Below are 24,624 nucleotides of genomic sequence, written 5' to 3' on the forward strand. Positions count from 1 at the left end.
AATTCCCCGTTTTTCCCGGGGCGGGCCGAAGGGGTCATGGATGGGGTCGATGGATCAGCAAGACGAGGTCTGGAGGCCAGCGGAATCACCCCCGCAACTGGGGGATTTCCCCACTAGCGGGGACGATTCCCGGCCGCCTGGAGGCGCTGGTAGTGGCCCAGGACGCTGGGGACGTAGCGCTGGGTCTCCGGGTAGGGAGGAATGGCGCGGCCATGGGCCAGGACCGCGCCGGGACCGGCGTTGTAGGCGGCCAGGGCCAGGCTGAGGTCATTGTCGAACTGCCGCATCAGGCGCTTCAGGTAGCGCGCGCCGCCACGCACGTTGGCGGTGGGGTCGAAGACGTCGCGCACCCCCAGGTCCCGCGCGGTATCCGGCATCAGCTGCATCAGGCCGGCGGCGCCCTTGGGCGAGAGGGCGACGGGATCGTAGTTGGATTCGGTCTGGATCACCGCGTGGAGCAGCTCCGCCGGCAGGCCGTAGTCGAAGGCCGCCTGGGCCACGATCAGGCCGTAGCGCGAACGTCTGGCGGACGGCGCCGGCAAGGCCCTGGGCGCGACGACGCGGTTCGCCACGGCACGCTCGCGGGCGACCCGGACCTGCTTGCGGTCGGTCCTGTAGATATTGGTGAGGGTGATGGAGCCGTTGGCGGACACCACCTGGTAGATATCGGCGCGGACCTCGAAGGCAATGGATGCAAGGATGCTGAACAGCGCCAGGGCCATCAGGTTCATTGTCGTTCTCCCCTGTGCGGGCCAATGCCCTTCGGGTTTCTCGGTGCTGCCACCTCAGCAAAGCACGTGCCCGTCGATGTGACCGGCATCAGGTCGCCCTTCTCGCCCGCTCGTCGTGCACAGCTCTTGCATAGCCGCCTTAAGCGACCCGAAACGGAGGTTCCCATGAAGACGCCGCATCGACCCCAAGGGGGCTTCACCCTGCTGGAGCTCCTGGTGGTGCTGGTGGTGCTCGGCCTGCTGGCCGGCATCGTCGCACCCAAGTATTTCAACCAGTTGGGCAAGTCCGAGACCAAGGTGGCCCGGGCCCAGATCGAAGGGCTGGTGAAGGCCCTGGATATCTACCGCCTGGAGGTGGGCCGCTACCCCTCCACCGAGCAGGGCCTGACGGCGCTGGTGGCCGCTCCCACCGATGAACCGCGCTGGGCCGGGCCCTACCTGCAGAAAGGCGTTCCGCAGGATCCCTGGGGCCGGGCCTATGTCTACCGCTCGCCGGGGGAGAACGGCGATTTCGACCTGCTGACCCTGGGCAAGGACGGCCAACCGGGCGGCGACGGCGAAAACGCCGAAGTCACCAGTTGGCAGTGACCGCCATGCGCTTCCAGGTGAAGGCGGTTCGCGCCCCGTCCGGCGTGGTGGCGATGGTGGTGGACGCGGCCAACCCGGAGGACGCCCGCCGCCAGGCGGAATCCCAGGGACTGCGGGTGCTGGCCCTGGCCCGGGAGCGACGCTGGTCCCTGGCGGGATGGCGGCGCCGCGACGGCTTTCCGCTGCTGCTGTTCAGCCAGGAGCTGACCACCCTGCTGAACGCCGGCCTGGCCCTGATCGACGCTCTGGAAAGCCTGGCGGAGAAGGAGGCCGATCCGCAGGCGCGCAAGGTGCTGGGCGGCCTGGTGCGCCTGCTCTATGAGGGCAAGTCGCTGTCCCAGGCCCTGGCCTGTTTTCCCTCCGTGTTTCCCGCCCTCTACGTGGCGCTGGTGCAGTCCAGCGAGAAGACCGGCGCCGTCGGCGATGCGCTGGGCCGCTACGTGGCCTACCGCACGCGGATGGACGAGGTGCGGCAGAAAGTCATCAGCGCCTCGGTCTATCCGGTGCTGCTGTTCCTGGTGGGCTGCGCCGTGCTGCTGTTCCTGGTGGGCTATGTGGTGCCGCGTTTCAGTCTGGTGTTCGAGGGGCTCGGGTCGAACCTGCCCTGGCTGTCGCGGGTGCTGCTGCACAGCGGCCTGTTCCTCCATGGACACCAGGCGGAAGTGTTCGGCGGCGCGGCGTTCGGCCTGCTGGCACTGGTGGTGCTGCTGCGCCAGGAAGCCGTGCGCCGCGCCCTAGCCCGGCAAGTGGAGCGCCTGCCGGCGATTCGCGAGCGCATCAAGGTCTACGAACTGGCGCGCTTCTACCGCTCCCTGGGCATCCTGCTGCAGGGGGGCATTCCCATCCTCACCGCCCTGGAGATGGTGCGCGGCCTGCTGGGGCCGGCCTCGCGCCCCCGCCTGGACCAGGCGGCCCTGCGCATCCGCGAGGGCCAGGCCCTGTCCCGCGCCCTGGAAGAGCAGGGCCTGGCGACGCCGGTGTCCTCGCGGATGCTCCGCGCCGGCGAGCAGTCGGGCAACCTCGGGGCGATGATGGAGCGCACCGCCGACTTCCATGACGAGGAGACCGGGCGCTGGATCGAGTGGTTCGTGCGCCTGTTCGAGCCGCTGCTGATGACCTTCATCGGGCTGATCATCGGGGTGATCGTGATCCTGATGTACATCCCCATCTTCGAGCTGGCATCGAGCATCCAGTAGGGCCGGACGCGGTGCGCACGGCGCACCCTACGGATCGGGCACGGACAGCCCCCTCTCCCTCCGGGAGAGGGAAGCAGGCACGGCACGCTGGCGAGCCTTCCACCCGCCGCGCCGGTGCGCGCGGCGCACCCTGCGGATCGGGCACGGACAGCCCCCTCTCCCTCCGGGAGAGGGAAGCGGGAACGGCACGCTGGCGAGCCTTCCACCCGCCGCGCCGGTGCGCGCGGCGCACCCTACGGATCGGGCACGGACAGCCACCTCTCCCTCCGGGAGAGGGCAGCGGGAACGGCACGCTGGCGAGCCTTCCACCCGCCGCGCCGGTACGCGCGGCGCACCCTACGGATCGGGCACGGACAGCCCCCTCTCCCTCCGGGAGAGGGCGGGGGAGAGGGCAGCGGGAACGGCACGCTGGCGAGCCTTCCACCCGCCGCGCCGGTGCGCGCGGCGCACCCTACGGATCGAGCACGGACAGCCCCCTCTCCCTCCGGGAGAGGGAAGCAGGCACGGTACGCTGGCGAGCCTTCCACCCGCCGCGCCGGTGCGCGCGGCGCACCCTACGGATCGGGCACGGACAGCCCCCTCTCCCTCCGGGAGAGGGCTGGGGAGAGGGAAGCGGCAATGCGGTTGACCTGTGGGAATCGGCTGAGCCTCCCCAGGGAAAACGAAGTGCCGGAGGTTCGTTGGGCCTCTACGCAGGCTCACTGCGGGAACTCATTCGCGACAGCCGATCAATACAAAAAGCGCAGGACCTGCCTGCGCTTTTTCGTTTCCGGCGGGCGCCGGTCGATCAGGTCGCCTTCTTGCTCTGGAGCACTGGAGGCGCGGTATCACCGGACGAGCGGCGACGGTCGGAGAGCACCCAGGCGCCGTCGTAGAGTTTCAGCGGGAAGCTCACGTCGCCGCCCTTGCGGCGCTCCGGCTGGACCGGCTGCGCCGCGCCGCCCTGCTCCTCGTTCAAGGCCGCCGAGGGCAGGCCGTGGAGCACGACATTGCCGAGTTCATGCAAGGGGAAGGGTTTGAGCAGGATGATGTCGATGTGGCGCTCGATGGCGCGGTTGCACACATCGATGCTGGGATGCGCGGTCATCAGCACCGCCTCGCAGGGGTGCAGCGTGCGAATGGCGTCGAAGACGTCGAACCCGGTCATGTCCGGCAGGCGGTAATCCAGGACGAGCAGGTCGGGCTTGAAGGCCACCACCCTCTCCAGCGCCTGGGCGCCGTTGGAGGCGGTGCGCACCTCGCAGCCCAGTATCTCCAGGTAGGTCTGGAAGTTCCCGGCGAGGATGTCTTCATCGTCGACAATCATTACTTTCTTCGACACTGCGGCTGCTCCCCTGTCAGGAGGTCGGAACGGCGGCCAGGCTGGCCGCTGCTTGCACCCTTGCAGCTTCCGAGCCAAGGCTGCGTCGACCCGCCCGGGCCGATGATCACTAGAGTCTAGATCGGAGCGGAGGTTCCAGTATGAAAAAACCCCCGACATTGGTCGGGGGCTCGCCCGTTATCGGGACCCGTTCAATGCGGATGGCGGTCCGGGCGCTCCAGGCCCAGCTTGTCGATGCGGTAGCGCAGCATGTCGCGGGTCAGCCCGAGCATGCGGGCGGACTTGGAGATGTTCCAGTCGGTCTTGCCCAGCACTTTCACCACCAGGTCCCGCTCGGCATCCGACAGGCTCAGGTTCTCGTCCTCAAGGCCCAGGCCGCTGCCGGCCAGCTCCGGCTCGACGGCCTCGGTGACGCCCGCACCCGCCAGCAGGCTCCGGCAGATGGTGAGCTGCTCGGGGCCGATGACCTCGCCCGGGGCCAGCAATACGGTCTGCTCCAGCATGTTGCGCAGTTCGCGCACGTTGCCCGGCCAGCTGTAGCCCTTGAGCAGGGCCCGGGCTTCCGGGCTGAAGCGAAGCCCCGTCTTGCCGTAGCGCTTGCCGTGCTGGGCGACGAAATGCTCGGCCAGGATCAGGATGTCATCGCCCCGTGCCCGCAGCGGCGGCACCTTGATGGTGATGATGCGCAGGCGGAAGAACAGGTCGCGGCGGAACTTGCCCTCCTGCACCATCTGCTCCAGGTTGCAGTTGGTGGCGCTGATGATGCGCAGGTTGACCTTGCGTTCGCGCACCGAGCCCAGCCGGCGAATGGTGCGGTCCTCCAGCAGTTTCAGCAGCTTGGCCTGGAGCAGCAGGTCGATCTCGCCCACCTCGTCGAGGAACAGGGTGCCACCGTCGGCGGCCTCCACCAGCCCGACGCGGCGATCCTTGGCATCGGTGAAGGCGCCCTTCTCGTGGCCGAACAGCTCGGCTTCCAGCAGGTGGGAAGGAATGGAGGCGCAGTTGAACTCGACGAAGGGCCCCTTGCTGCGGGCACCGTCGAAGTGAAGGGCGCGGGCCACCAGTTCCTTGCCGGTGCCGGTTTCGCCTTCGATCAGCACCACCGGCAGGTCCTCGCCACTCATGCGCTCTTCGGCCGCCAGCACCTGGCGCACCATGTCCTTCATCGAGCGCATGGGCGCCGAATCGCCGATCAGGGCCGAGAGCCCGGCATCCTGGGCGGCACGCTGCTGGTAGAAGGTCAGTTGGCGCTCCTGGCGACCGGCCTCCAGCGCCTTGTCCACCACCAGCTTGAGTTCGGCCAGGGCCACCGGCTTGGTCAGGTAGTCGGCCGCGCCGGCCTTCATGGCCTCCACCGCGCCCTGCACGTTGCCGTGACCGGTGATCATGATGACCTTGAGCTGCTCGTCCAGCGCCCGGGCTCGGCTGATGAGGTCGCACCCGCTCATGCCCGGCAGGCAGTAGTCGGTCAGGACCAGGTCCGGGTGCTGGGCCTCGATCAGGGTCAGCGCCTCCTCGGCGGAGCTGCAGACCATCACCTCGAACTGGCGCCTCTGCAGGTAGGTGCAGAAGTTGTCCGCCAGTATCTCGTCGTCCTCGACGATCAGAATGCTGTTGCCCATTTCTTCTTATCCCCCTGCCGTGGCCCTGAAGGTCAGGTGCACCTTGGTACCGGCGTTTTCCCGGCTGTCGATGCTGACGGCACCGCCGAAACGCTCGATGATCTTGCGCACCAGCACCAGGCCGACGCCCAGGCCACCGCGCTTGGTGGTGTGAAAAGGTTTGAAGGCCATCTCCAGCATGGCCGGCGTCATGCCGCTGCCGGTGTCGCTGATGGTGAGGGTGAGGAGCTGGCGGCGCTGGTCGGGTTCGAGGCAGATGGCCAGGCGCCCGCCCCGGGGCATGGCCTCGATGGCGTTGGAGAGCACGCTGCCGAGCAACTGTTGCAGCAGCACCGGATGGCTGACCACCCTGGGCGCCTCGCGCGTGGTCCAGTCCACCTGGATGCCGGCGTGACGGATCTGCGGCTCGTAGGCGGCCAGGGTTTCCTCCAGCGCGGCGGTGAGGTTCACCGGCTCCTGGTCACCGGCGAGGGGCCGGGACGACATCAGCAGCTCGCGCACCCACTTCGACATGCGATCCACCTGGGTGATGATGTCCCCGAGGTTCTTGTGCAGCGGGCCCGGGTCCACTTCCAGGGCCAGCTCGGCGCTGGAGCGAATGGACGCCAGCGGGTTGCGCAGGCTGTGGGCGACGGCGGTGGACATTTCCCCCAGCAGCGCCAGGGTCTCGTTCTCCACCAGTTGCCGCTGCTGGTCGTCCAGCAGGCGGGACGCGCGGCGCACGAACCAGAACAGGCTGAGGTAGATGGCCGCTCCCCCCAGGGCGGTGGCGATCCAGAGCAGGATCAGGCCCCGGTTCATACGCGCGATCAGGTCCACCGGCTCCTTGTAGATCTCGATCACCGACATCAGGTTGCCGTTGGCATCCTTGAGCGGGATGAAGCTTTCCAGGTAGAGGCTGTCGGGACTGCGCATGAAATAGTCTTCAGCGGGACAGGCGTCCGGCCCGAAGTGTTCCATCGTCACGGTGTCGCGACTCCGCATCGCCTCTTCCAGCTTGGCCTTCTCCAGCGAACGCCCGCCGATCAGCTTCGGGTTGGTCGACCAGATCACGATGCCGTCAGGCGCATAGACGTTGGCCAGCAGCACATCGGGCAGGCGCACGATGTGGTCGAAGAATTCCTCGTGGGATTTCGCCAGTTGTTCGTGGGACACGCCAAGGCGGTCGCCGTCGACGCGCTTGTCGAGGAACTCGCCCAGGGTCAGGCCAGGGGAGAAGTTGCCGTGGATGACCTCGACGTCGGCGATGGACTTGATGAACTGGGCGCTGAGCATGGCATCCCGGTCGATGCTCTCGCTCATGAGGAAGCGGGTCGCCGCCGAGCCGAGCAGGATCGCCACCGCCAGGATGATGACCAGGCTCACCAGGGAGAACCAGCGAAACAGGTTGAAGGGCTTGGCCGCCAGCAGCATCTTCATTGAGTCCTCCCCTTCTCTGGCTGAGGGTTCACCCACAAGGTGGGCGAGAAGTTGGCCCGTCACCCGGTTGGCGCGTCCTGCGCAAACGTAGGCTTAGTTATAGCCCAGGCCCAACGGCGCCGGGCGCTACCGTTCGGCGACCGCTGGACGGTAGTGCCGGGAAACCCCCACTTCCCCACCCATTTTTTACCCACTTGTGGGGCCTGGGTCCCCAGGTTCCGCCGCGAGCCCCACGACGACGGACGCGGGCGCCGCCGGCGCATCCCCGTGGCAGAGCGCTCGACGAGAGGTGGCAAGGGATTTGCTCGCCGCGCGCGCACCTCCCGACACGACGGCCGATGGCCTGATAAACGGCGCACCGCGCACGGCGAGCGGCGTGATCGCCGGACCGGGCCCCGCCGCCCGCCCGCTACGCCCCAATAGGAGGCGAACCTGCCCGCAAGGTCAGTTTCTCTCACCAGTTTTGTGCGAATCGCCCAGCTTCCGGACGCGTCAAGAACCCGCAAACGTCCGACAAGTCCTTGAAAAATGGCGCATTCCCTCGATAATCCCGCGCCCGGCCAGGCGTCGTGAAAACTTGGCGCCTTTCTTGCTCAAGCCAGCAAGCCTGACCAACCAGACAAGTTCCACAGAGATGGAACTTCGCTAACCATTGGAGCCCTTGATGAACCGCGCCCTTTCCTCCCTGATGCTCGCCGGCAGCCTGCTGGCGACCGGCACCGCCCTGGCCGACGGCCCCCTGCTGTGGCAGGACAACAGCCTGACCTACCTCTACGGCAAGGATTTCAAGATCAACCCGGAGATCCAGCAGACCTTCACCTTCGAACACGCCAGCGGCTGGACCTGGGGCGACCTGTTCGTCTTCGTCGACCAGATCAACTACAACGGCGAGGAAGACGCCAACGCCGGCAAGAACACCTACTACGGCGAGTTCTCCCCGCGCCTGTCCTTCGGCAAGGTCTTCGAGCAGAAACTGGAATTCGGCCCCATCAGCGACGTGTTGCTGGCCGCCACCTACGAGCGCGGCGAAAACCGCAACCAGAACTACCTGGTCGGCCCGGGCTTCGACCTGAAGCTCCCCGGCTTCGACTACTTCCAGCTGAACTTCTACTACCGCAAGCCCGACGGCATCACCAACAACCCGTCCGGCCAGTGGCAGGTCACCCCGGTCTGGTCCTACACCATCCCGGTGGGCAACTCGGACCTCGTCATCGACGGCTTCATGGACTGGGTGTGGAACAACAAGGACGCCACCTCCAGCCGCCCCAACGACCTCCACGCCAACCTGCACTTCAACCCGCAGATCAAGTACGACCTGGGCAAGGCCATGGGCTGGAGCGCGGTGAAGCACTTCTACGTCGGCATCGAGTACGACTACTGGAAGAACAAGTACGCCATCGACGACAACAGCTTCCTCGGCGACGAGATCCTCGGCGGCACCGACCAGAACACCTTCAGCCTGCTGGCCAAGGTGCATTTCTGATGGGCGAGGGGCCCGTCCTGGAGACGGGCCCTTCCGTCTTGCGCGGTGGAAAACGCGGGTGGAGAATGCGCGACAGTCTCAGCCTGCAGTCAGACAAGGAACCCCCATGGCCAGTGACAGCGCGCCAGCCGCTCCACGCTCCCGAGGCGAAAAACTGGTCACCGGAGGCTGGATCGCACTGGCGGTCATCATCCCCCTCAACAGCCTGTTCTCCAGCGAGCCCCTCGACGTCTCCGCCGGCCTGGCACTGCTCTCCCTGAGCGCCCTCTGCACCGCCTTCGCCTGCTGGCCGAAGCTGCTGCTTTCCCCCCTCAGCAACGCCCGCAGCCTTTGCGACAACCTGCCCCGTGGCAGCGCCATCGCCATGAGCGCCTTCGTCGGCCTCACCGTGCTGCGCGGCGTGGTGGAACTGGTGGCCTGAGCCGCCACCTTCGCGAGCAAGCTCGCTCCTACGAAGAGACAGGGCCGGGCTTGTAGGAGCCGGCTTGCCGGCGAACCTCGAAACGCTTCGCGAGCAAGCTCGCTCCTACGAAGAGACGGGGCTGGGCCTGTAGGAGCCGGCTTGCCGGCGAATCCTGCGTACCGATTCGCGAGCGAGCGCGCGCCTGCAGGGCCCTGGCCGTCACGCACACGAAAAAGCCCCGCGCGGGGCGGGGCTTCGGCGTGGCGATCGACCGATCAGGCGGCGCTCGGCTCCAGGCTCTCGCGGCGGCTGCGCACGAACTGCGGCAGCAGCGAGCCCACCAGCATGCCCAGGGCGCTGAACAGCAGGCCGGCCAGTTGCGGCGGCCAGAAGTCGGTTTCCACGTAGGTGGACTCCAGCCAGACCCAGGACAGCAGGCCGAAGGCGATGGCCATCAGCGCGCCCTGGGTGGTGGCGCGCTTCCAGAACAGGCCGGCGAACAGCGGCACCACGGCGGCCACCAGGGTCACCTTGTAGGCGTTGCCCACCATCTCGTAGATGCTGGCGTCGGAGTACAGGGCGAAGGTGGAGGTGGCGATGGTCATGGCGACCACGCTGATCCGCATGGCCAGCAGGAACTGCCGATCGTTCATGTCGGGCATGAAGCGCTTGAGGATGTTCTCGGTGAAAGTCACCGAAGGCGCCAGCAGGGTGCCGGAGGCGGTGGACATGATGGCCGACAGCAGCGCGCCGAAGAACATGATCTGGGCGAACAGCGGGGTGCGCTCCATGATCAGGTGCGGCAGGATCATCTGCGAATCCTCGGCCAGCCACTTCTGCACCATGGCCGGATCGATGAGCGAAGCCGCGTAGGTCAGGAAGATCGGCAGCATGCAGAAGGAGAGGTAGAACACGGCGCCGGTCATGGAGGCGCGGGCGGCGATGTTCTCGGTCTTGGCCGACATCACCCGGGCGTAGACGTCCTGCTGCGGGATGGAGCCGAACATCATGGTCACCGCCGCGGCGATGAAGGCCACTATGTCCCTGGGCTCGAAGCTGTGCATGAGGGCGAACTTGCCTTCGCTGGCGGCATGGCTGATCACCACGTCGGCGCCACCGGCCATGTCGCCGATCAGCCAGGTCAGGTAGAGCAGGCCGACGACGATGATGATCATCTGCATGAAGTCGGTCAGCGCCACGGACCACATGCCGCCGAACAGCGTGTAGAGCAGCACGATGAAGGTGCCGATCATCATGCCCTGGGTGGTGGTGATGGAGCCGTCGGAGAGCACGTTGAAGACCACGCCCAGCGCGGTGAGCTGCGCCGCGACCCAGCCCAGGTAGGAGCCGATGATCACCAGGCTGGTGAAGGTCTCGACATGGGGACCGAAGCGCTTGCGGAAGAAGTCGCCGATGGTCAGCAGGTTCATGCGGTAGAGCGGCCGGGCGAACACCAGGCCCACCAGCATGAGGCAACCGAAGGAGCCGAACGGGTCTTCGATGATCCCGGCGAAGCCTTCCTCGATGAAGGTGGCGGGGATCCCCAGGACGGCCTCCGAGCCGAACCAGGTGGCGAACACCATCGCCGCGACCAGGGGGAAGGACATGCTCCGGCCGCCGGCCGCGAAGTCCTTGGAGTTTTTGACACGGGTGGAAGCGTAGAAACCGACACCCACAGTGATCAGCAGGTAAATCGCAACAAACCAGATCAGCATTTGTTCTTGTTCCAGAGGCACGCCCATCGGGGCCAGGCGCAAAGGTGGGGTGCGCCGTGGCGGACGGAGTTTTTGTTATTGACTCGGAGGGGCCCGTCACCGTGCGAAGCCGGCAGGTACCACGGCGGGCAGTCTGCCAAACACGTAAAATATGTCAAACGATTACGTCATGAATGAGCAAAAAAATCGACAGAACGCCTCTCGACCACAAACCTCGAACTTGTCCTGAATGGCCGACTGAAGCGACCTGACGATGTACAGTCGTGACCTGTCAGTTCTGAATTTTTTACACCCATCCGTTGTGAATCAAAGACACCTGCCTATCGTTTTCGCGGCACCGAAAAGCATCTGCTAGCATCCTGCGGTCCCCCGAAGGAGCCGCACCGCATGCATGCGCTGAACCCCCAGCAAACCGCCGCCTACCTGCGGCACCTGGACATCCCCGCCCCCTCGAACGCCGACCTCGCCGGGCTCGACCGACTGGTCGCCGCGCACCAGCGCCGCGTCGCCTTCGAGAACCTCGACGTGCTGCTGGACCGCCCCATCGCCATCGACGCCGACGGCGTCTTCGCCAAAGTGGTGGAACGCGGACGGGGCGGTTATTGCTTCGAGCTGAACAACCTCTTCGCCCGCCTGCTGCTGGCCCTGGGCTACGACGTCGAACTGCTGGCCGGACGGGTGCGCTGGGGCCTGCCCCTGGACGCGCCGCAGACCATGCTGTCGCACCTGATGCTGCGAGTACGCCTGCCCGAAGGCCCCTTCCTGGCGGACGTGGGCTTCGGCTCCGCCACCCCCTGGCGCGCCATGCCCCTGGACGGCCGGTCGCTGCCGGACTTCCCTTACCGCCTGAGCCCCCAGGACGATGGCAGCGGCGAGGTCCAGCTGGAAGCCTACCGCGCCGAGTCGGGCTGGGCCGCCTGCTACCGCTTCACCCTGGACAGCGCGCCCTGGGTCGATTGCATCCCCCGCAACTGGTACACCTCCACCCACCCCGACAGCGTCTTCCGGCGCATGCTGATGACCGCCCGAAGCGAGGGCGAGTGGCGCCTGACCCTGGCCAACGGCACCTTCAACCGCCGCCACCGCGACGGCCGGCTGGAAAGCCGCGTCATCGAAGAGGCCGAGGAGCTGGTGGCGGTGCTCAGGGGCGATTTCCTGCTGGACCTGAGCGACGACGAGGTCGAGCCGCTGCGGGCGCGGCTGGCGGGGCTGCTCGCCTAGGGGGGATGCCGCTCGCCGGCCGGGCGATCCCCCGGCTGGCGGAGCGCTGCGGCCAGGTCCACCCTTGCCGGTAACGACGTGCGTTCGAGGGCGTCCCATGTCGACCGCCGATCACCTCCGGGCCCTGCACGAGCAGGGCTTCACCCTGTTTCCCAGCGTGCTCGACACCCGCGCAGTCGCCGCCCTGCGCGAGCGGATTGACCGCCTGCGACCCATCCACTGGGACTACCTCGGCCTGCTGGACGATCATTTCAAGTGCGTGTTCAACCGGGGACCGGAATGGCTGCCCTACCTGGACCTGCCGGGGGTGATCGAGGTCGCCGAAGCCGCACTCGGGGCCGACTGCCATGTGATCGGCCAGACCGCCTGGCGCAGTCGCCCCGGTTTCATCGGTGCCGACCTGCACCTGGATCACCTGGTGATGGAGTTGCCGGAACGCCTGCTGGACGACCCGGCCTTCCAGTTGCCCATGCAGATCTGCACGGCCCACCTGTATCTGGACGACATCACGCCCGACCTGTGCCCTACCCGGGTCATTCCCGGCAGCCACCGGGCCGGACGCCGGCCCCGGCCAGGGGAAACCCACTGGCGCGGCCGCGAGCCCGAGGCCGTGCTGTGCAGGGCCGGAGACCTGCTGCTGTTCCGCAGCGAGCTCTGGCATGCCGGCAGCCGCAACCTGAGCCCGAACCGCAGCCGTTACCTGCTGCAGATCCACTATGGCCGGCGCATGGTGGCGCAAAAGTTCTCCCCTTACCTCGCCTTCCAGTTCTCCCCGGCGGTGCTGGCCGCCTGTACGCCGCGCCAACGCCGTCTTCTGGGCGATCACGAGCCCGCCGAGTACGACTGACGCCGGGAGCCGGGCACGCCTGGAGCCCGGCCTTCATCGGCGCTCCAGAGAGTTATCCCGGAGATACCCACAAAGTTATCAACAGAGCCCCAGAGCATCGGCTCAGTCCTTGCGGCCTTGCCCTGCAAGCGGGACTTGCGGTGGATCAGCGGCTCGATCGCAACCGCCCACGAACACCCGGAGCGGTTGATCGAAATTCGACCAGCCTGCTGAATACCTTGCAAACCGTGGCCTGCAGCCATTCACCCAAAAGCTATCCACAGCTTGCCCCACAGAAACCGTGGGTATCCCCGAGCCGGCTTTGCGGCGGCCGGTTGCACCCCTTCGCCGAGAAAACGAGCAACCGTGCCGAAGCCGCCTGGAACGGGCATCAGCGCCATCCATCCAGAAGATATCCACAGCCCCTTCCACAGAAATTGTGAGCACAGTCCTCCGGGACTGTTCTTTACTTCCTGGCAAGCCACCGAGGGATTTCCCCATGTCCGCCACCCGCCTATTCCTGCTGCTCTGGGCCCTGGTACTGGCCGGCTGTTCCAGCTTCGGCGGCCGCGACCCGCTGCAGGTGGACCTGGCCGGTATGGAACCCCTGGCCGGCGAGGGGCTGGAGGTGCGCTTCACGCTCAAGCTGCGGGTCCAGAACCCCAATGAAAGCGCCATCCACTACAGCGGCGTGGCCCTGGAACTGGAGGTGAACGACCTGCCCCTGGCCAGCGGCGTGAGCAGCCAGGGCGGCACCGTGGCGGGGTTCGGGGAAACCCTGATCGAGGTTCCAGTGACCCTGTCGGCCTTTTCGGTCCTGCGCCAGGCCTGGAATCTCGGCGGCGGCGCCCCGCTGCAGAACGTCCCCTATGCCCTGCGCGGCAAGCTGGGCGGTGGCCTCTGGGGCACCCGCCGCTTCAGCGACGCGGGCGTGCTCAGCCTGCCGGAGCCCCGGGATACGCCGTAGGAGGTGGCACGCCGGACAGGAGCGCCCTGGCGAGCAACCGGATGTCCCTGGAGGATGCAGGGAGGGTCATCTCCGGTACGCCGCCGAATGCATTCCGGCCATGAGTTCGCACAAAGAGGCAAAGCGAGGGCAAAACCTCATACAATGCGTGGTTTTTCCGTGAAGACGACCCGAGAGGTTCCCATGAGCGCCCTGCCGCCCTGCCCCAAGTGCAACTCCGAATACACCTACCAGGACGGCGCCCAGCTGATCTGTCCCGAATGCGCCCATGAGTGGTCGGCCGACGGCAACAACGAAGCAGCCGGCGACGAGAAGGTGATCAAGGACTCCGTCGGCAACGTCCTCCAGGACGGCGACACCATCACCGTGATCAAGGACCTCAAGGTCAAGGGCTCGTCCCTGGTGGTGAAGGTCGGCACCAAGGTGAAGAACATCCGCCTGGTGGACGGCGACCACGACATCGACTGCAAGATCGACGGCATCGGCGCGATGAAGCTGAAGTCGGAGTTCGTGCGCAAGGTGTAAGCCGCACGCCCCCATCACACAAAGGCCCGGTTCATGCCGGGCCTTTTCATTTGCCGTGTCCCGCCCCACTTACCGCCTGGCGAAACCCAGCTTGCCACCCTGGTGATGTCTTCGTCCGCGCGCGCCCACCTATCCTCGCCAAACCCGCCAATAGAGCGGCCCCATGTGCTTGGAACAACAACAGTGGAGCAGGGTGATGGCAATCGATTACATGACGATGTTGATCTATGTGCTGGTGATGGCCGGCCTCGGCTGGTGGGGCATGCGCAAGGCCAGGACCCGCGATGATTTTCTCCTGGCCGGGCGCCGCCTGGGACCGGCCCTCTACCTCGGCACGCTTTCGGCGGTGATGCTGGGCGGCGCCTCCACCATCGGTTCGGTGCGCTTGGGCTACCAGTACGGGATCTCCGGCCTCTGGCTGGTGTTCATGCTGGGCCTGGGCATCATCATCCTCAGCCTGGTGTTTTCCCGGCAGATCTCGCAACTGCGGGTCTTCACCGTCACCCAGATTCTCGAACAGCGCTACCAGGCCTCCTCGCGCCTGATCGGCGGCGTGGTCATGGTGGCCTACGACCTGATGGTGGCCGTCACCGCCACCATCGCCATCGGCTCGGTCACCGAGGTGGTCTTCGACATCCCGCGCATTGCCGCCATCCTCTGCGGCGGCGGCCTGGTGATCTTCTACTCGGTGATCGGCGGCATGTGGTCGCTGACCCTCACCGACATCATCCAGTTCGTGATCATGACCGTCGGCATCTTCTTCGTCCTGCTGCCCATGAGCCTGGGCGAGGCCGGTGGCCTGAGCGCCATGCAGGCCAACCTGCCGACGGGCTTCTTCGAGCTGGGCAACATCGGCCTGGACACCATCCTCACCTACTTCCTGCTGTACTTCTTCGGCGCCCTGATCGGCCAGGACATCTGGCAGCGCCTGTTCACCGCCCGTAGCGAACGGGTGGTGCGCTACGCCGGCCTCGGCGCCGGGTTCTACTGCATGCTCTATGGCGCCGCCTGCGCCCTCATCGGGGCGGCCGCCAAGCTGCTGTTGCCGGACCTTGAGGTGGCCGAGAACGCCTTCGCCGAGGTCGCCCGTGGCGTGCTCCCCGCCGGCCTGCGCGGCCTGGTAGTGGCCGCCGCCCTGGCCGCCATCATGTCCACCGCCAGCGCCTGCCTGCTGGCCGCCGCCACCGTGCTCAAGGAAGACATCTACAGCCGCTTCCTCAATCGCAGCGGCGAAGACCACCTCGCCAGCAGCCGCTGGATCACCTTCGGCCTCGGCGCGGCGATGCTGGCCATGGCCTGCCTGGTCAATGACGTCATCGCCGGACTGTCCATCGCCTACAACCTGCTGGTGGGCGGCCTGCTGGTGCCGATCATGGGCGCCCTGCTCTGGCGCCGTGCCTCGGCCCAGGGCGCCATGGCCTGCATGGTCACCGGCAGTCTGACCGTCATCGCCTTCATGGTCCGCGACGGCATCCTGGCCAACACCCCCATCTACTACGGCCTGGGCGTCAGCCTGGTGACCTTCGTCATCGTCAGCCTGCTGACACAGCCCGCTCCCGAGCTACGCACCGCAGCCGATTGAACATCCCCAGGGCGCCGCGACGGCGCCCTCCACCCGTGAGAGAAAGCCCATGACCCGAGACTTCCCACAGCCGCTCGATGCCGCGCTGATCCCGCGTTTCGCCGGCATCCCGAGCTTCATGCGCCTGCCGATCTTCAGCGACCCTGCCGACCTGCAACTGGCCCTGGTGGGCGTGCCCTGGGACGGCGGCACAACCAACCGCGCCGGCGCCCGCCACGGCCCGCGCGAGGTGCGCAACCTGTCCAGCCTGATGCGCAAGGTGCATCACGTCAGCCGCATCGCCCCTTACGAACTGGTGCGCATCGGCGACCTGGGCGACGCGCCGGTCAACCCCATCGACCTGATCGACTCGCTGACGCGCATCGAGGCCTTCTTCCGCGAGATCCACGACGCCGGCACGGTGCCGCTGGCGGTCGGCGGTGACCACCTGGTGACCCTGCCGATCTTCCGCGCTCTGGCCCGCCATCGCCCCATCGGCATGATCCACTTCGACGCCCACTCCGACACCAACGACCGCTACTTCGGCGACAACCCCTACACCCATGGCACCCCCTTCCGCCGTGCGGTGGAGGAAGGCCTGCTGGACCCCCGGCGCACGGTGCAGATCGGCATTCGCGGTTCCATCTACTCCGCCGAGGACGAGGCCTTCGCCGAGGAATGCGGCATCCGCGTGATCCACATGGAGGAGTTCGCCGAGATCGGCGTCGAGGCCACCCTGGCGGAAGCGCGGCGCGTGGTGGGCGATGGCCCCACCTACATCAGCTTCGATGTCGACGTGCTCGATCCGGCCTTCGCCCCCGGCACCGGCACCCCGGAAATCGGCGGCATGACCACCCTCCAGGCCCAGCAGATGATCCGTGGCCTGCGCGGCCTGAACCTGGTGGGCGCCGACGTGGTGGAAGTCTCCCCGCCCTTCGACCAGGGCGGCGCCACCGCCCTGGTGGGCGCCACCATGATGTTCGAGCTGATGTGCATACTCGCCGAATCCATCGCCAGTCGCTGACCTCGCCGATACGAGTTGCTAGGCTCGTGCCGGGACCGCGCCCCCGACGGTCCCGGCAACCAGCCTGGAGGTGGGCATGCTGGGCAACATTTCCGATATCGACCTGCGCATGTTGCGGGTCTTCTGCTCCATCGTCGAAGCGGGCGGCTTCACCGCGGCCCAGGCCCGACTCAATACCAGCCTGTCGCGGCTGAGCGTGGTGGTCCGCGACCTGGAGGAGCGCCTTGGCTGTTCCCTCTGCCGGCGCGGCAGCAGCGGCTTCCAGCTGACCGAGGAAGGCCAGGAGCTGTTCGACATGGCGCAACTGCTGTTCGGGGACATCGAGCGCTTCCGCCAGCAGGCCAACCGCCTCGGCGGGCTGGCCAGGGAAAGCCTGCAGATCGGCACGGTGGACAGCCTCATCAGCCTCGAATGCGCGCCCCTGCCACTGGCCGTGCGGCTGTTCCGCCGACGCCTGCCCGAGGTGCGCCTGAACCTGCACATGCTGCGCCCCGACGAGCTGGAACAGGCCGTGCTGGAAGAGCGCCTGCACCTGGCCATCGGCGCCTTCCACCACCAGTTGTCCGGCCTCAACTACCAACCGCTGTTCGAGGAAGAGCAGAACCTCTACTGCTCCGCCGACCACCCGCTGTTCACGCGTGCCGACACCTGTCTAAGCCTGGAGGACATCTGCGCGGCGGAGTACGTGGGCCGTGGCTATATGACCGAAAACCAGCGCCCCCATGGCCTGCACTTCACCCAGACGGTCAGCGCCTATGCCATGGAAGCGATCGCCACCCTGGTCTTATCCGGCGCCTACCTGGGCTATCTGCCGACCCACTACGCCGCCCACTGGGTCAGCCGAGGCCAACTGCGCGCGTTGCTGCCGGAGCGGCTGGCCTACCGTTCGTTGTTCCACTGCATCACCCGCCAGGGCCAGGAGCCCAAGACCGCGCTGGCGGGCTTTATCGAGGCGCTGGAAGAGGCGCGCCAGCAACTGGCGGATGCGGGATGAGCGGCTATCGCCTCTTGCCGCCAGGCGATGAACCTGGGCTCGGAACTACGAATGCTCCTCCTGCAACACCTTCAACGCCGCCGCAGCCAGGAACCCCGAGCGGCTCTTCTGCTCCGGATGGCTGCGGACATACGCATCGATGCGAGTGAGCAGGTGGCCCGGCAGGGTGATGTTCAGCTTCTCCGCCTTGCCCATGTAGCGCGTCACGTCGATATCCACCAGCGCCCAGGTGCATCCTGTGTAGTCCGGGTTCGCCGCATGGAAGGTCAGCTTCCTCGCCACCGGAATCGGCGCCCCCTCCTCCGCCAGCAACTCCAGGTGCCCCTCGATGGCCTCGTGGGCCATGGCCATCGCATCGTCCAGGTCATCGCCCGCCGAGATGCAGCCCGGCAGGTCCGGCACCTCCACGCCCCAGGCGTGCCCATCGTCGCCAGGCAGTATTGCGATCGGGAACAGCATGGTGAAACCTCCGGAAAGGTGCAGCGGGATCATTTGAGCCCCGCCTGTTTGAGAATGCTGGCCACCGTTCTGGGCAGCAGGTCTTTCTTCGGATGGGGAATAGTCACCAACCCCGGTTTGCTCGGGTGCTTGAAGTGGTGGTGACTGCCCCTGACCCTGACCAGAAACCATCCATCGGCCTCGATCAGCTCCACGAGTTGTCGACTGTTCACGTCCGGTCCTTGGCGCGATTACGGTGGTTATAGTAACCACCAGCAAGCAAAGCGCAACTCACGCCGGCAGATAGGTTGGCACCGGCTACCGGGTTCGCAGTATGTTCAACGCTCCCCCCTCCAAGGACGAACCATGGCCATCAAGCAGCAGACACCCCGCCAGCAGAAGCACCTCGCCGTGCTGATCGACGCCGACAACGCCCCGGCCTCCATCATCGAGGGCCTGTTCGAGGAGATCACCAAGTACGGCGTGGCCAGCGTCAAGCGCATCTACGGCGACTGGACCGGCCCGCAACTGGGCAGTTGGAAGAAGGTGCTGCTGGACCACTCCATCCAGCCGATCCAGCAGTTCGCCTACACCAAGGGCAAGAACGCCACCGACAGCGCCCTGATCATCGACGCCATGGACCTGCTCTATACCCGCCGCTTCGACGGCTTCTGCCTGGTCTCCAGCGACAGCGACTTCACCCGGCTCGCCGCCCGGCTGAGGGAAGAAGGCCTGACCGTCTACGGATTCGGCGAGGAAAAGACGCCGAAGCCCTTCGTCTCGGCCTGCGACAAGTTCATCTATACCGAGATCCTTCGCGAGGAGGCGCCTGAGGCCCCGCCTGCCGCTCCCGACAAGCAGCCCGCCGGCGAACCGGCCAAGCCCGCCAGCAAGTCCAAGCCGCAGAAGGTGCCGGTGGACCTGATCGCCAAGCTGATCGACGACCTCTCCGATGAGGATGGCTGGATCCAGCTGGGCGCCCTGGGCCAGAACATCACCCGGATCCGTCCCGAATTCGACGCGCGACTCTACGGCTTCCGCAAACTCAGCGACCTGGTCAAGAGCCAGAACAAGCGTTTCGAAGTCCAGGTGCGCGGCAGCAGCGCCAGCGGCGGCGAGTCGCTCTACGTGCGCAACCGCAAGGGCGGCAAGTAACGGCGCGCGAGGGGATCGCCCATGCGCGTCTGACGGGCCTGGTCGCCACCATGCCCCATCCACAGGACGAACCGCGTGACCAGCGCAGCATGGGTTTCGCTTCGCTCTACCCATCCTACGAAGGTGCACTGGCGTCCGCCGTTGGGTGGATAGAGCCCGCGAAACCCATCAGATGTCCGCCCGTTGCAGTTGCTCTTACCTGGGCGCTGGCAGCATGGGTTTCGCTTCGCTCTACCCATCCTACGAAGATGCACTGGCGTCCGCCGTAGGATGGGTAGAGCCCGCGAAACCCATCAACCACAAAATTCCAGGACGCATCGGTCACCCTCACGGGACACCGAGAGAGCAAGGCGTTCGTAGGATGGAACTCCCCCATTCTCAGGCAAGGACGCCAGCCGATGACCAACTACCGTCGTGATCTCACACCGGGTTCGACCTGGTTTTTCACGCTCAACCTCTCCGACCGCAGCGCCAGCCTGCTCACCGATCACATCGACCTGCTGCGCGCCAGCTTCCGCGCTGTGATGCGACGTCATCCCTGGCGTATCGACGCCATCGTCATCCTCCCGGAACACCTCCACGCCTTGTGCACATTGCCACCGGGGGACACCGACTACGCCCTCCGCTGGCGCCTGATCAAGGGCGGCTTTTCCCGCGCGCTGCCCTGTGCAGAACCTCTTTCGAGCAGCCGCAAGCGCAAGGGGGAACGGGGCATCTGGCAGCGCCGTTTCTGGGAACATCGCATCCGCGACGACGAGGATCTTGCCCGTCATGTGGACTACATCCACCACAACCCGCGCAAGCACGGCCATGTCGAGCGGGTGGCCGATTGGCGCTGGTCGTCCTTCCATCGATACGTGAAGGAAGGAATCCTGCCGCTGGATTGGGCGGGTGATGGAGAGGAGATGGAGAGAGGTGCCGGAGAAGGGTGAAGGGTTGTGCATCAGCGAAAAGGCCAGTCACATGACTGGCCTTTTCTTCATCTCACCGGATCACTCAGCCGTTGCTCGGGAAGGCGAACTGCGCGGCCTCGTGGCTGGCGCGCTGGGGCCAGCGCTGGGTGATGGCCTTGCGGCGGGTGTAGAAGCGCACGCCGTCCGGGCCGTAGGCGTGCAGGTCGCCGAACAGGGAGCGCTTCCAGCCGCCGAAGCTGTGGTAGCTGACCGGCACCGGCAGCGGCACGTTGACGCCGACCATGCCCACTTCGATCTCGTCGCAGAACAGGCGGGCGGCTTCGCCGTCGCGGGTGAAGATGCAGGTGCCGTTGCCGTATTCGTGGTCGTTGATCAGCTGCATCGCTTCTTCCAGGCTGCCGACGCGGACGATGCAAAGCACCGGGCCGAAGATCTCTTCCTGGTAGATGCGCATGTCGGCGGTGACCTTGTCGAACAGGGTGCCGCCCACGAAGTAGCCGTCTTCATGGCCCGCCACGCGGTAGCCACGGCCGTCCACCACCAGCTTGGCGCCGGCGGCAACGCCGTCGTCGATGTAACCGACCACCTTGTCGCGGGCGGCGGCGGTGACCAGCGGGCCCATGTCCAGGCCGCAGCTGGTGCCGGCGCCGATCTTCAGGCCCTTGATCTGCGGAACGATCTTCTCCACCAGCGCATCGGCGATCTGGTCGCCCACGCACACGGCCACGGAGATGGCCATGCAGCGCTCGCCGCAGGAGCCGTAGGCGGCGCCCATCAGTGCGCTGACGGCATTGTCGAGGTCGGCGTCGGGCATCAGCACGGCGTGGTTCTTGGCGCCGCCCAGGGCCTGGACGCGCTTACCGCGCTTGGTGCCTTCGCTGTAGATGTATTCGGCGATCGGGGTGGAGCCGACGAAGCTGATGGCCTTCACTTCGGGCGCTTCGATCAGGCCGTCCACGGCTTCCTTGTCGCCGTTCACCACGTTCAGCACGCCCTTGGGCAGGCCGGCCTGCTCGAACAGTTCGGCGATGAACAGGGTGGAGCTGGGGTCGCGCTCGGAGGGCTTGAGGATGAAGGTGTTGCCGCAGGCGATGGCCAGCGGGTACATCCACAGCGGCACCATGGCCGGGAAGTTGAACGGGGTGATGCCGGCGACCACGCCGACCGGCTGGAAGTCGCTCCAGGCGTCGATGTTCGGGCCGACGTTGCGGCTGTACTCGCCCTTGAGGATTTCCGGGGCGGCGCAGGCGTACTCGACGTTCTCGATGCCGCGCTTGAGTTCGCCGGCGGCGTCTTCGAGGGTCTTGCCGTGCTCCTGGCTGATCAGGCGGGAAATCTCGGCCTCGTTGGCTTCCAGCAGTTGCTTGAAGCGGAACAGCACCTGGGCGCGCTTGGCCGGCGGGGTGTTGCGCCAGGCGGGGAAGGCGGCCTTGGCGGCATCGATGGCTTTCTGCAGGGTTTCGCGGCTGGCCAGGCCGACCTTGTGGATGGCTTCGCCGGTGGACGGGTTGAACACGTCGGCGGTGCGGCCTTGGTCGGCGACGCGTTCGCCGTTGATCAGGTGCGGAATGAGGCTCATGGGTGGGGTCTCTTGTAGGGCTCTTGTCTTGACAGCGGAACGCTCGAGGGGTGGAGGCTACCCTCACCCCGGCCCTCTCCCGGCGGGAGAGGATGATCCGCGGGTTATTTCAATTCGGTTTCCACGAAAACCACTTCGTGGTCGCTGGCGTTGATCACGTTGTGCTCGACGCCGGCCTTGCGGAAGTAGGCCTGCCCGGCCACCAGGGGGGCGAGCTTCTCGCCCTCCGGGGTTTCCAGCAGCAGGGTGCCGTCGGTCATGGGCACGACCACGTAATCGCAGCCGTGCCGATGGCGACCGGTTTCGGCGCCCGGGGCGAAGCGCCACTCGGTGACCATCACCTCGGCGTTGTCCACCTGCACGGTGGGCACGGCCTGGGGGCGCCCGCTCATCAGGCGATGCCCTGCAGGGCCTGGCCGACGGCATCGAACACCCGGTCCAGCTCTTCCGGCCTGGCGTTGAAGGTGGGCCCGAACTGCAGGGTGTCGCCGCCGAAGCGGACGTAGAAGCCGGCCTTCCACAGGGCCATGCCGGCCTCGAACGGACGGACGATGGCGTCGCCGTCGCGCGGGGCGATCTGCAGGGCGCCGGCCAGGCCGCAGTTACGGATGTCCACCACGTGCCGGGCACCTTTCAGGCCATGGATGGCTTTCTCGAAGTACGGGGCCAGTTCGGCGGATTGCTGGATCAGGTTGTCCTTCTCCAGCAGGTCCAGGGTGGCGAGGCCAGCGGCGCAGGCGACCGGGTGCGCGGAGTAGGTGTAGCCGTGGGTGAACTCCACCGCGTATTCCGGGGTGGCCTGGTTCATGAAGGTCTCGTAGATCTCGCGGCTGGCGATCACCGCACCCAGCGGGATGGCGCCGTTGGTGATCTGCTTGGCGACGTTCATCAGGTCAGGGGTCACGCCGAAGAACTCGGCGCCGGTCCACTTGCCCATGCGGCCGAAGCCGGTGATCACTTCGTCGAAGATCAGCAGGATGCCGTGCTGGTCGCAGATCTCCCGCAGGCGCTGCAGGTAACCCACCGGCGGGACGATGGCGCCGGCGGAGCCGGACATCGGCTCGACGATCACGGCGGCGATGTTGGAGGCGTCGTGCAGTTCGATCAGCTTCAACAGCTCGTTGGCCAGTTCCACGCCGCCGGTGGCGGCCATGCCCGGGGTGAAGGCCATGCCCGGCTGCAGGGTGTGGGGCAGGTGGTCGACGTCCATCAGCTGGCCGAACATCTTGCGGTTGCCGCCGATGCCGCCCAGGGCGGTGCCGGCGACGTTCACGCCGTGGTAGCCACGGGCGCGGCCGATCAGCTTGGTCTTCTGCGGCTGACCTTTCAGGCGCCAGTAGGCGCGGGCCATCTTGATGGCGGTGTCGGCGCATTCGGAGCCCGAACCGGTGAAGAACACATGGTTCAGCTCACCGGGGGTCAGGCTGGCGATCTTCTCGGCCAGCTTGAAGGACAGCGGGTGACCGAACTGGAAGCCGGGGGAGTAGTCGAGGGTGCCGAGCTGCCTGGCGACGGCTTCCTGGATTTCCTTGCGGGAGTGGCCGGCGCCGCAGGTCCACAGGCCCGACAGGCTGTCGTACACACGGCGGCCCTGGTCATCGATCAGCCAGCTGCCTTCGGCGGCGACGATCAGACGGGGATCGCGCTGGAAGTTGCGGTTGGCGGAGAAGGGCATCCAGTGGGCGTCCAGCTTGAGCTGGCTGGCAAGGGGAAGCTGGGCGGTCTGCGGCATGTTCATGTCTGGCCTCTGAAGTGTCTGGTTCGGATGAACGACGGGCTACTTGCCGACGACATTGCCACGGGCATAAAGTCACGAAAATTCAACTTTTCATATCTTCAGGTTAGAGGTCGCTAAACCATGAGCCTTCGTCGTCCCGAGCCCCTGGGGCAGGTCAGCGACTTCGATATCCGCCTGCTGCGCATCTTCCGCAGCGTGGTGGAATGCGGTGGCTTCTCCGCCGCCGAGAGCGTGCTGGGCATCGGCCGCTCGGCCATCAGCCAGCAGATGAGCGACCTGGAGCAGCGCCTGGGCCTGCGCCTCTGCCAGCGGGGTCGCGCCGGCTTCGCCCTGACCGAGGAAGGCCGCGAGGTCTACCAGTCGTCCATGCAGTTGCTGGCGGCCATGGAAACCTTCCGCACCGAGGTCAACGGCCTGCACCAGAACCTGCGTGGCGAGCTGAACATCGGCCTCACCGACAACCTGGTGACCCTGCCCCACATGCGCATCACCCACGCCCTGTCGCGGCTCAAGGAACGCGGCCCGGACGTGCAGATCAACATCCGCATGACCCCGCCCAGCGAAGTGGAGCAAGGGGTGCTCGACGGCCGCCTGCACGTGGGCGTGGTGCCGCAGACCGCCGCCCTCTCCGGCCTGGAATACCAGCCCCTGTATGACGAGCGCTCGCTGCTCTACTGCGCCGTGGGCCACCCGCTGTTCTACGTCGACGACACCCAGCTCAGCGACGAGCGCCTGAACCAGCAGGACGCCATCGCGCCCACCTTCCGCCTGCCGGCGGAGAACCAGGCGCACTATCAGGCGCTGCATTGCACCGCCAGCGCCTCGGACCGCGAGGGCATGGCCTTCCTGATCCTCACCGGGCGCTACATCGGCTACCTGCCGGACCACTACGCCAGCTTCTGGGTGCAGCAGGGCCGCCTGCGGGCGCTGAAACCCGGCAGCCGCTTCTATGACCTCTCGCTGTCCACGGTGACCCGCAAGGGCCGCCGGCCGAACCTGGTGCTGGAAAGCTTCCTGGAGGCGCTGGCGAGCACCGGCTGAAGCGCCGGGCCGGGCGGCACTGCCCCCTTGCGGGCCGCGGCGGCCGAGCCGCTCCGGGGCAACCCCGCCCCAATCGGGTGCAGCCGCCGCCCCGCCCGCGAAAATCCTGGCCGTCCACGCAGTTTTGGCTTGTCGGACAGGCCGTCCTGGGTTATCAGTGCAG

General features: G+C 66.6%; 24 protein-coding genes. 14 read left to right on the plus strand and 10 right to left on the minus strand.

Translation table 11 applies throughout. The features are described 5' to 3' along the window. Positions 1-113 precede the first annotated feature (113 nt). Entirely contained in the window at positions 114-731 is a 618-nt protein-coding gene (locus KF707C_RS25140) for a lytic transglycosylase domain-containing protein (RefSeq protein WP_003451919.1), read from the minus strand. Positions 732-896: 165 nt separating this feature from the next. Between KF707C_RS25140 and gspG the strand changes: the two genes are divergently transcribed. Both gspG and KF707C_RS25150 read left to right on the plus strand, forming a co-directional pair. Beyond that, positions 897-1,319 (plus strand): type II secretion system major pseudopilin GspG, encoded by a 423-nt coding sequence (gene gspG, locus KF707C_RS25145; RefSeq protein ID WP_003451917.1) that lies wholly within the window; start codon positions 897-899, stop codon positions 1,317-1,319. A 5-nt stretch (positions 1,320-1,324) separates the two neighbouring features. Then, positions 1,325-2,515 carry a type II secretion system F family protein gene (locus KF707C_RS25150; RefSeq protein ID WP_003451915.1) on the plus strand — a complete coding sequence of 397 codons (1,191 nt, stop codon included), beginning with the start codon at positions 1,325-1,327 and terminating at the stop codon, positions 2,513-2,515. A 787-nt stretch (positions 2,516-3,302) separates the two neighbouring features. On the opposite strand, the gene KF707C_RS25155 is transcribed toward KF707C_RS25150, so the two are convergent. The 3 genes from KF707C_RS25155 to KF707C_RS25165 all read right to left on the minus strand — a co-directional run bounded on the left by KF707C_RS25155 (position 3,303) and on the right by KF707C_RS25165 (position 6,877). Next, positions 3,303-3,836 carry a response regulator gene (locus KF707C_RS25155; RefSeq protein ID WP_003452656.1) on the minus strand — a complete coding sequence of 178 codons (534 nt, stop codon included), beginning with the start codon at positions 3,834-3,836 and terminating at the stop codon, positions 3,303-3,305. Between the two features lie 191 nt (positions 3,837-4,027). Then, positions 4,028-5,458: a sigma-54-dependent transcriptional regulator gene (locus KF707C_RS25160; RefSeq protein WP_003452658.1), complete on the minus strand. Its 1,431-nt coding sequence runs from the start codon at positions 5,456-5,458 to the stop codon at positions 4,028-4,030. Positions 5,459-5,464: 6 nt separating this feature from the next. Continuing rightward, positions 5,465-6,877, minus strand: a complete 1,413-nt coding sequence (locus KF707C_RS25165) for a sensor histidine kinase (protein ID WP_003452660.1) — start codon at positions 6,875-6,877, stop codon at positions 5,465-5,467. 664 nt (positions 6,878-7,541) lie between these two features. Between KF707C_RS25165 and KF707C_RS25170 the strand changes: the two genes are divergently transcribed. Together KF707C_RS25170 and KF707C_RS25175 are read left to right on the plus strand one after the other, a co-directional pair. Then, the gene (locus KF707C_RS25170; protein ID WP_003452662.1) at positions 7,542-8,360 is read left to right on the plus strand and encodes an outer membrane protein OmpK; all 819 of its coding nucleotides are present in this window, start codon (positions 7,542-7,544) and stop codon (positions 8,358-8,360) included. 106 nt (positions 8,361-8,466) lie between these two features. Next, the gene (locus KF707C_RS25175) at positions 8,467-8,781 is read left to right on the plus strand and encodes a hypothetical protein (RefSeq protein WP_003452663.1); all 315 of its coding nucleotides are present in this window, start codon (positions 8,467-8,469) and stop codon (positions 8,779-8,781) included. Positions 8,782-9,038: 257 nt separating this feature from the next. Here KF707C_RS25175 and KF707C_RS25180 read toward each other — a convergent pair whose 3' ends face one another. Continuing rightward, on the minus strand, positions 9,039-10,478 hold the full coding sequence (locus KF707C_RS25180; protein WP_003452664.1) for a sodium:solute symporter family protein: 1,440 nt from the start codon (positions 10,476-10,478) through the stop codon (positions 9,039-9,041). Between the two features lie 387 nt (positions 10,479-10,865). Here KF707C_RS25180 and KF707C_RS25185 point away from each other — a divergent pair, with 387 nt between their 5' ends. The 7 genes from KF707C_RS25185 to KF707C_RS25215 all read left to right on the plus strand — a co-directional run bounded on the left by KF707C_RS25185 (position 10,866) and on the right by KF707C_RS25215 (position 17,596). Then, complete coding sequence (locus KF707C_RS25185) at positions 10,866-11,699, plus strand: arylamine N-acetyltransferase family protein (RefSeq protein ID WP_003452666.1); 834 nt, start codon at positions 10,866-10,868, stop codon at positions 11,697-11,699. Between the two features lie 97 nt (positions 11,700-11,796). Continuing rightward, the gene (locus KF707C_RS25190; protein ID WP_003452667.1) at positions 11,797-12,546 is read left to right on the plus strand and encodes a phytanoyl-CoA dioxygenase family protein; all 750 of its coding nucleotides are present in this window, start codon (positions 11,797-11,799) and stop codon (positions 12,544-12,546) included. A 478-nt stretch (positions 12,547-13,024) separates the two neighbouring features. Continuing rightward, positions 13,025-13,492 carry an LEA type 2 family protein gene (locus KF707C_RS25195; RefSeq protein WP_003452668.1) on the plus strand — a complete coding sequence of 156 codons (468 nt, stop codon included), beginning with the start codon at positions 13,025-13,027 and terminating at the stop codon, positions 13,490-13,492. A 183-nt stretch (positions 13,493-13,675) separates the two neighbouring features. Then, entirely contained in the window at positions 13,676-14,017 is a 342-nt protein-coding gene (locus KF707C_RS25200; RefSeq protein WP_036993112.1) for a zinc ribbon domain-containing protein YjdM, read from the plus strand. Positions 14,018-14,213: 196 nt separating this feature from the next. Continuing rightward, entirely contained in the window at positions 14,214-15,599 is a 1,386-nt protein-coding gene (locus KF707C_RS25205) for a sodium:solute symporter (RefSeq protein ID WP_036993114.1), read from the plus strand. 49 nt (positions 15,600-15,648) lie between these two features. Further along, complete coding sequence (gene speB, locus KF707C_RS25210; protein WP_003452672.1) at positions 15,649-16,602, plus strand: agmatinase; 954 nt, start codon at positions 15,649-15,651, stop codon at positions 16,600-16,602. A 76-nt stretch (positions 16,603-16,678) separates the two neighbouring features. Next, positions 16,679-17,596: a LysR family transcriptional regulator gene (locus tag KF707C_RS25215; protein ID WP_003452673.1), complete on the plus strand. Its 918-nt coding sequence runs from the start codon at positions 16,679-16,681 to the stop codon at positions 17,594-17,596. 45 nt (positions 17,597-17,641) lie between these two features. Here KF707C_RS25215 and KF707C_RS25220 read toward each other — a convergent pair whose 3' ends face one another. Both KF707C_RS25220 and KF707C_RS25225 read right to left on the minus strand, forming a co-directional pair. Further along, a complete protein-coding gene (locus KF707C_RS25220) occupies positions 17,642-18,055 on the minus strand; it encodes a type II toxin-antitoxin system HicB family antitoxin (RefSeq protein WP_036993140.1) in 414 nt (137 codons plus the stop codon). 29 nt (positions 18,056-18,084) lie between these two features. Continuing rightward, entirely contained in the window at positions 18,085-18,267 is a 183-nt protein-coding gene (locus KF707C_RS25225; RefSeq protein ID WP_003452675.1) for a type II toxin-antitoxin system HicA family toxin, read from the minus strand. Positions 18,268-18,400: 133 nt separating this feature from the next. Between KF707C_RS25225 and KF707C_RS25230 the strand changes: the two genes are divergently transcribed. Further along, on the plus strand, positions 18,401-19,189 hold the full coding sequence (locus KF707C_RS25230; protein ID WP_003452676.1) for an NYN domain-containing protein: 789 nt from the start codon (positions 18,401-18,403) through the stop codon (positions 19,187-19,189). A 398-nt stretch (positions 19,190-19,587) separates the two neighbouring features. After that, positions 19,588-20,121, plus strand: a complete 534-nt coding sequence (locus tag KF707C_RS25235; RefSeq protein ID WP_003452677.1) for an REP-associated tyrosine transposase — start codon at positions 19,588-19,590, stop codon at positions 20,119-20,121. 64 nt (positions 20,122-20,185) lie between these two features. Here the strand turns inward: KF707C_RS25235 and KF707C_RS25240 are convergent, their stop codons facing one another. From KF707C_RS25240 to KF707C_RS25250, 3 genes are all read right to left on the minus strand, one after another. After that, complete coding sequence (locus tag KF707C_RS25240) at positions 20,186-21,682, minus strand: CoA-acylating methylmalonate-semialdehyde dehydrogenase (protein WP_003452678.1); 1,497 nt, start codon at positions 21,680-21,682, stop codon at positions 20,186-20,188. Between the two features lie 104 nt (positions 21,683-21,786). After that, a complete protein-coding gene (locus KF707C_RS25245) occupies positions 21,787-22,074 on the minus strand; it encodes a cupin domain-containing protein (RefSeq protein WP_003452680.1) in 288 nt (95 codons plus the stop codon). Continuing rightward, positions 22,074-23,420, minus strand: a complete 1,347-nt coding sequence (locus tag KF707C_RS25250) for an aspartate aminotransferase family protein (RefSeq protein WP_003452682.1) — start codon at positions 23,418-23,420, stop codon at positions 22,074-22,076. The genes KF707C_RS25245 and KF707C_RS25250 overlap by 1 nt, the downstream gene beginning before the upstream one ends. A 120-nt stretch (positions 23,421-23,540) precedes the next feature. On the opposite strand from KF707C_RS25250, the gene KF707C_RS25255 reads away from it, so the two are divergent. Next, entirely contained in the window at positions 23,541-24,461 is a 921-nt protein-coding gene (locus KF707C_RS25255) for a LysR family transcriptional regulator (RefSeq protein WP_003452685.1), read from the plus strand. Positions 24,462-24,624 lie beyond the last annotated feature (163 nt).

Origin of the sequence: Pseudomonas furukawaii (assembly GCF_002355475.1) — a bacterium.
Lineage (GTDB): Bacteria > Pseudomonadota > Gammaproteobacteria > Pseudomonadales > Pseudomonadaceae > Metapseudomonas > Metapseudomonas furukawaii.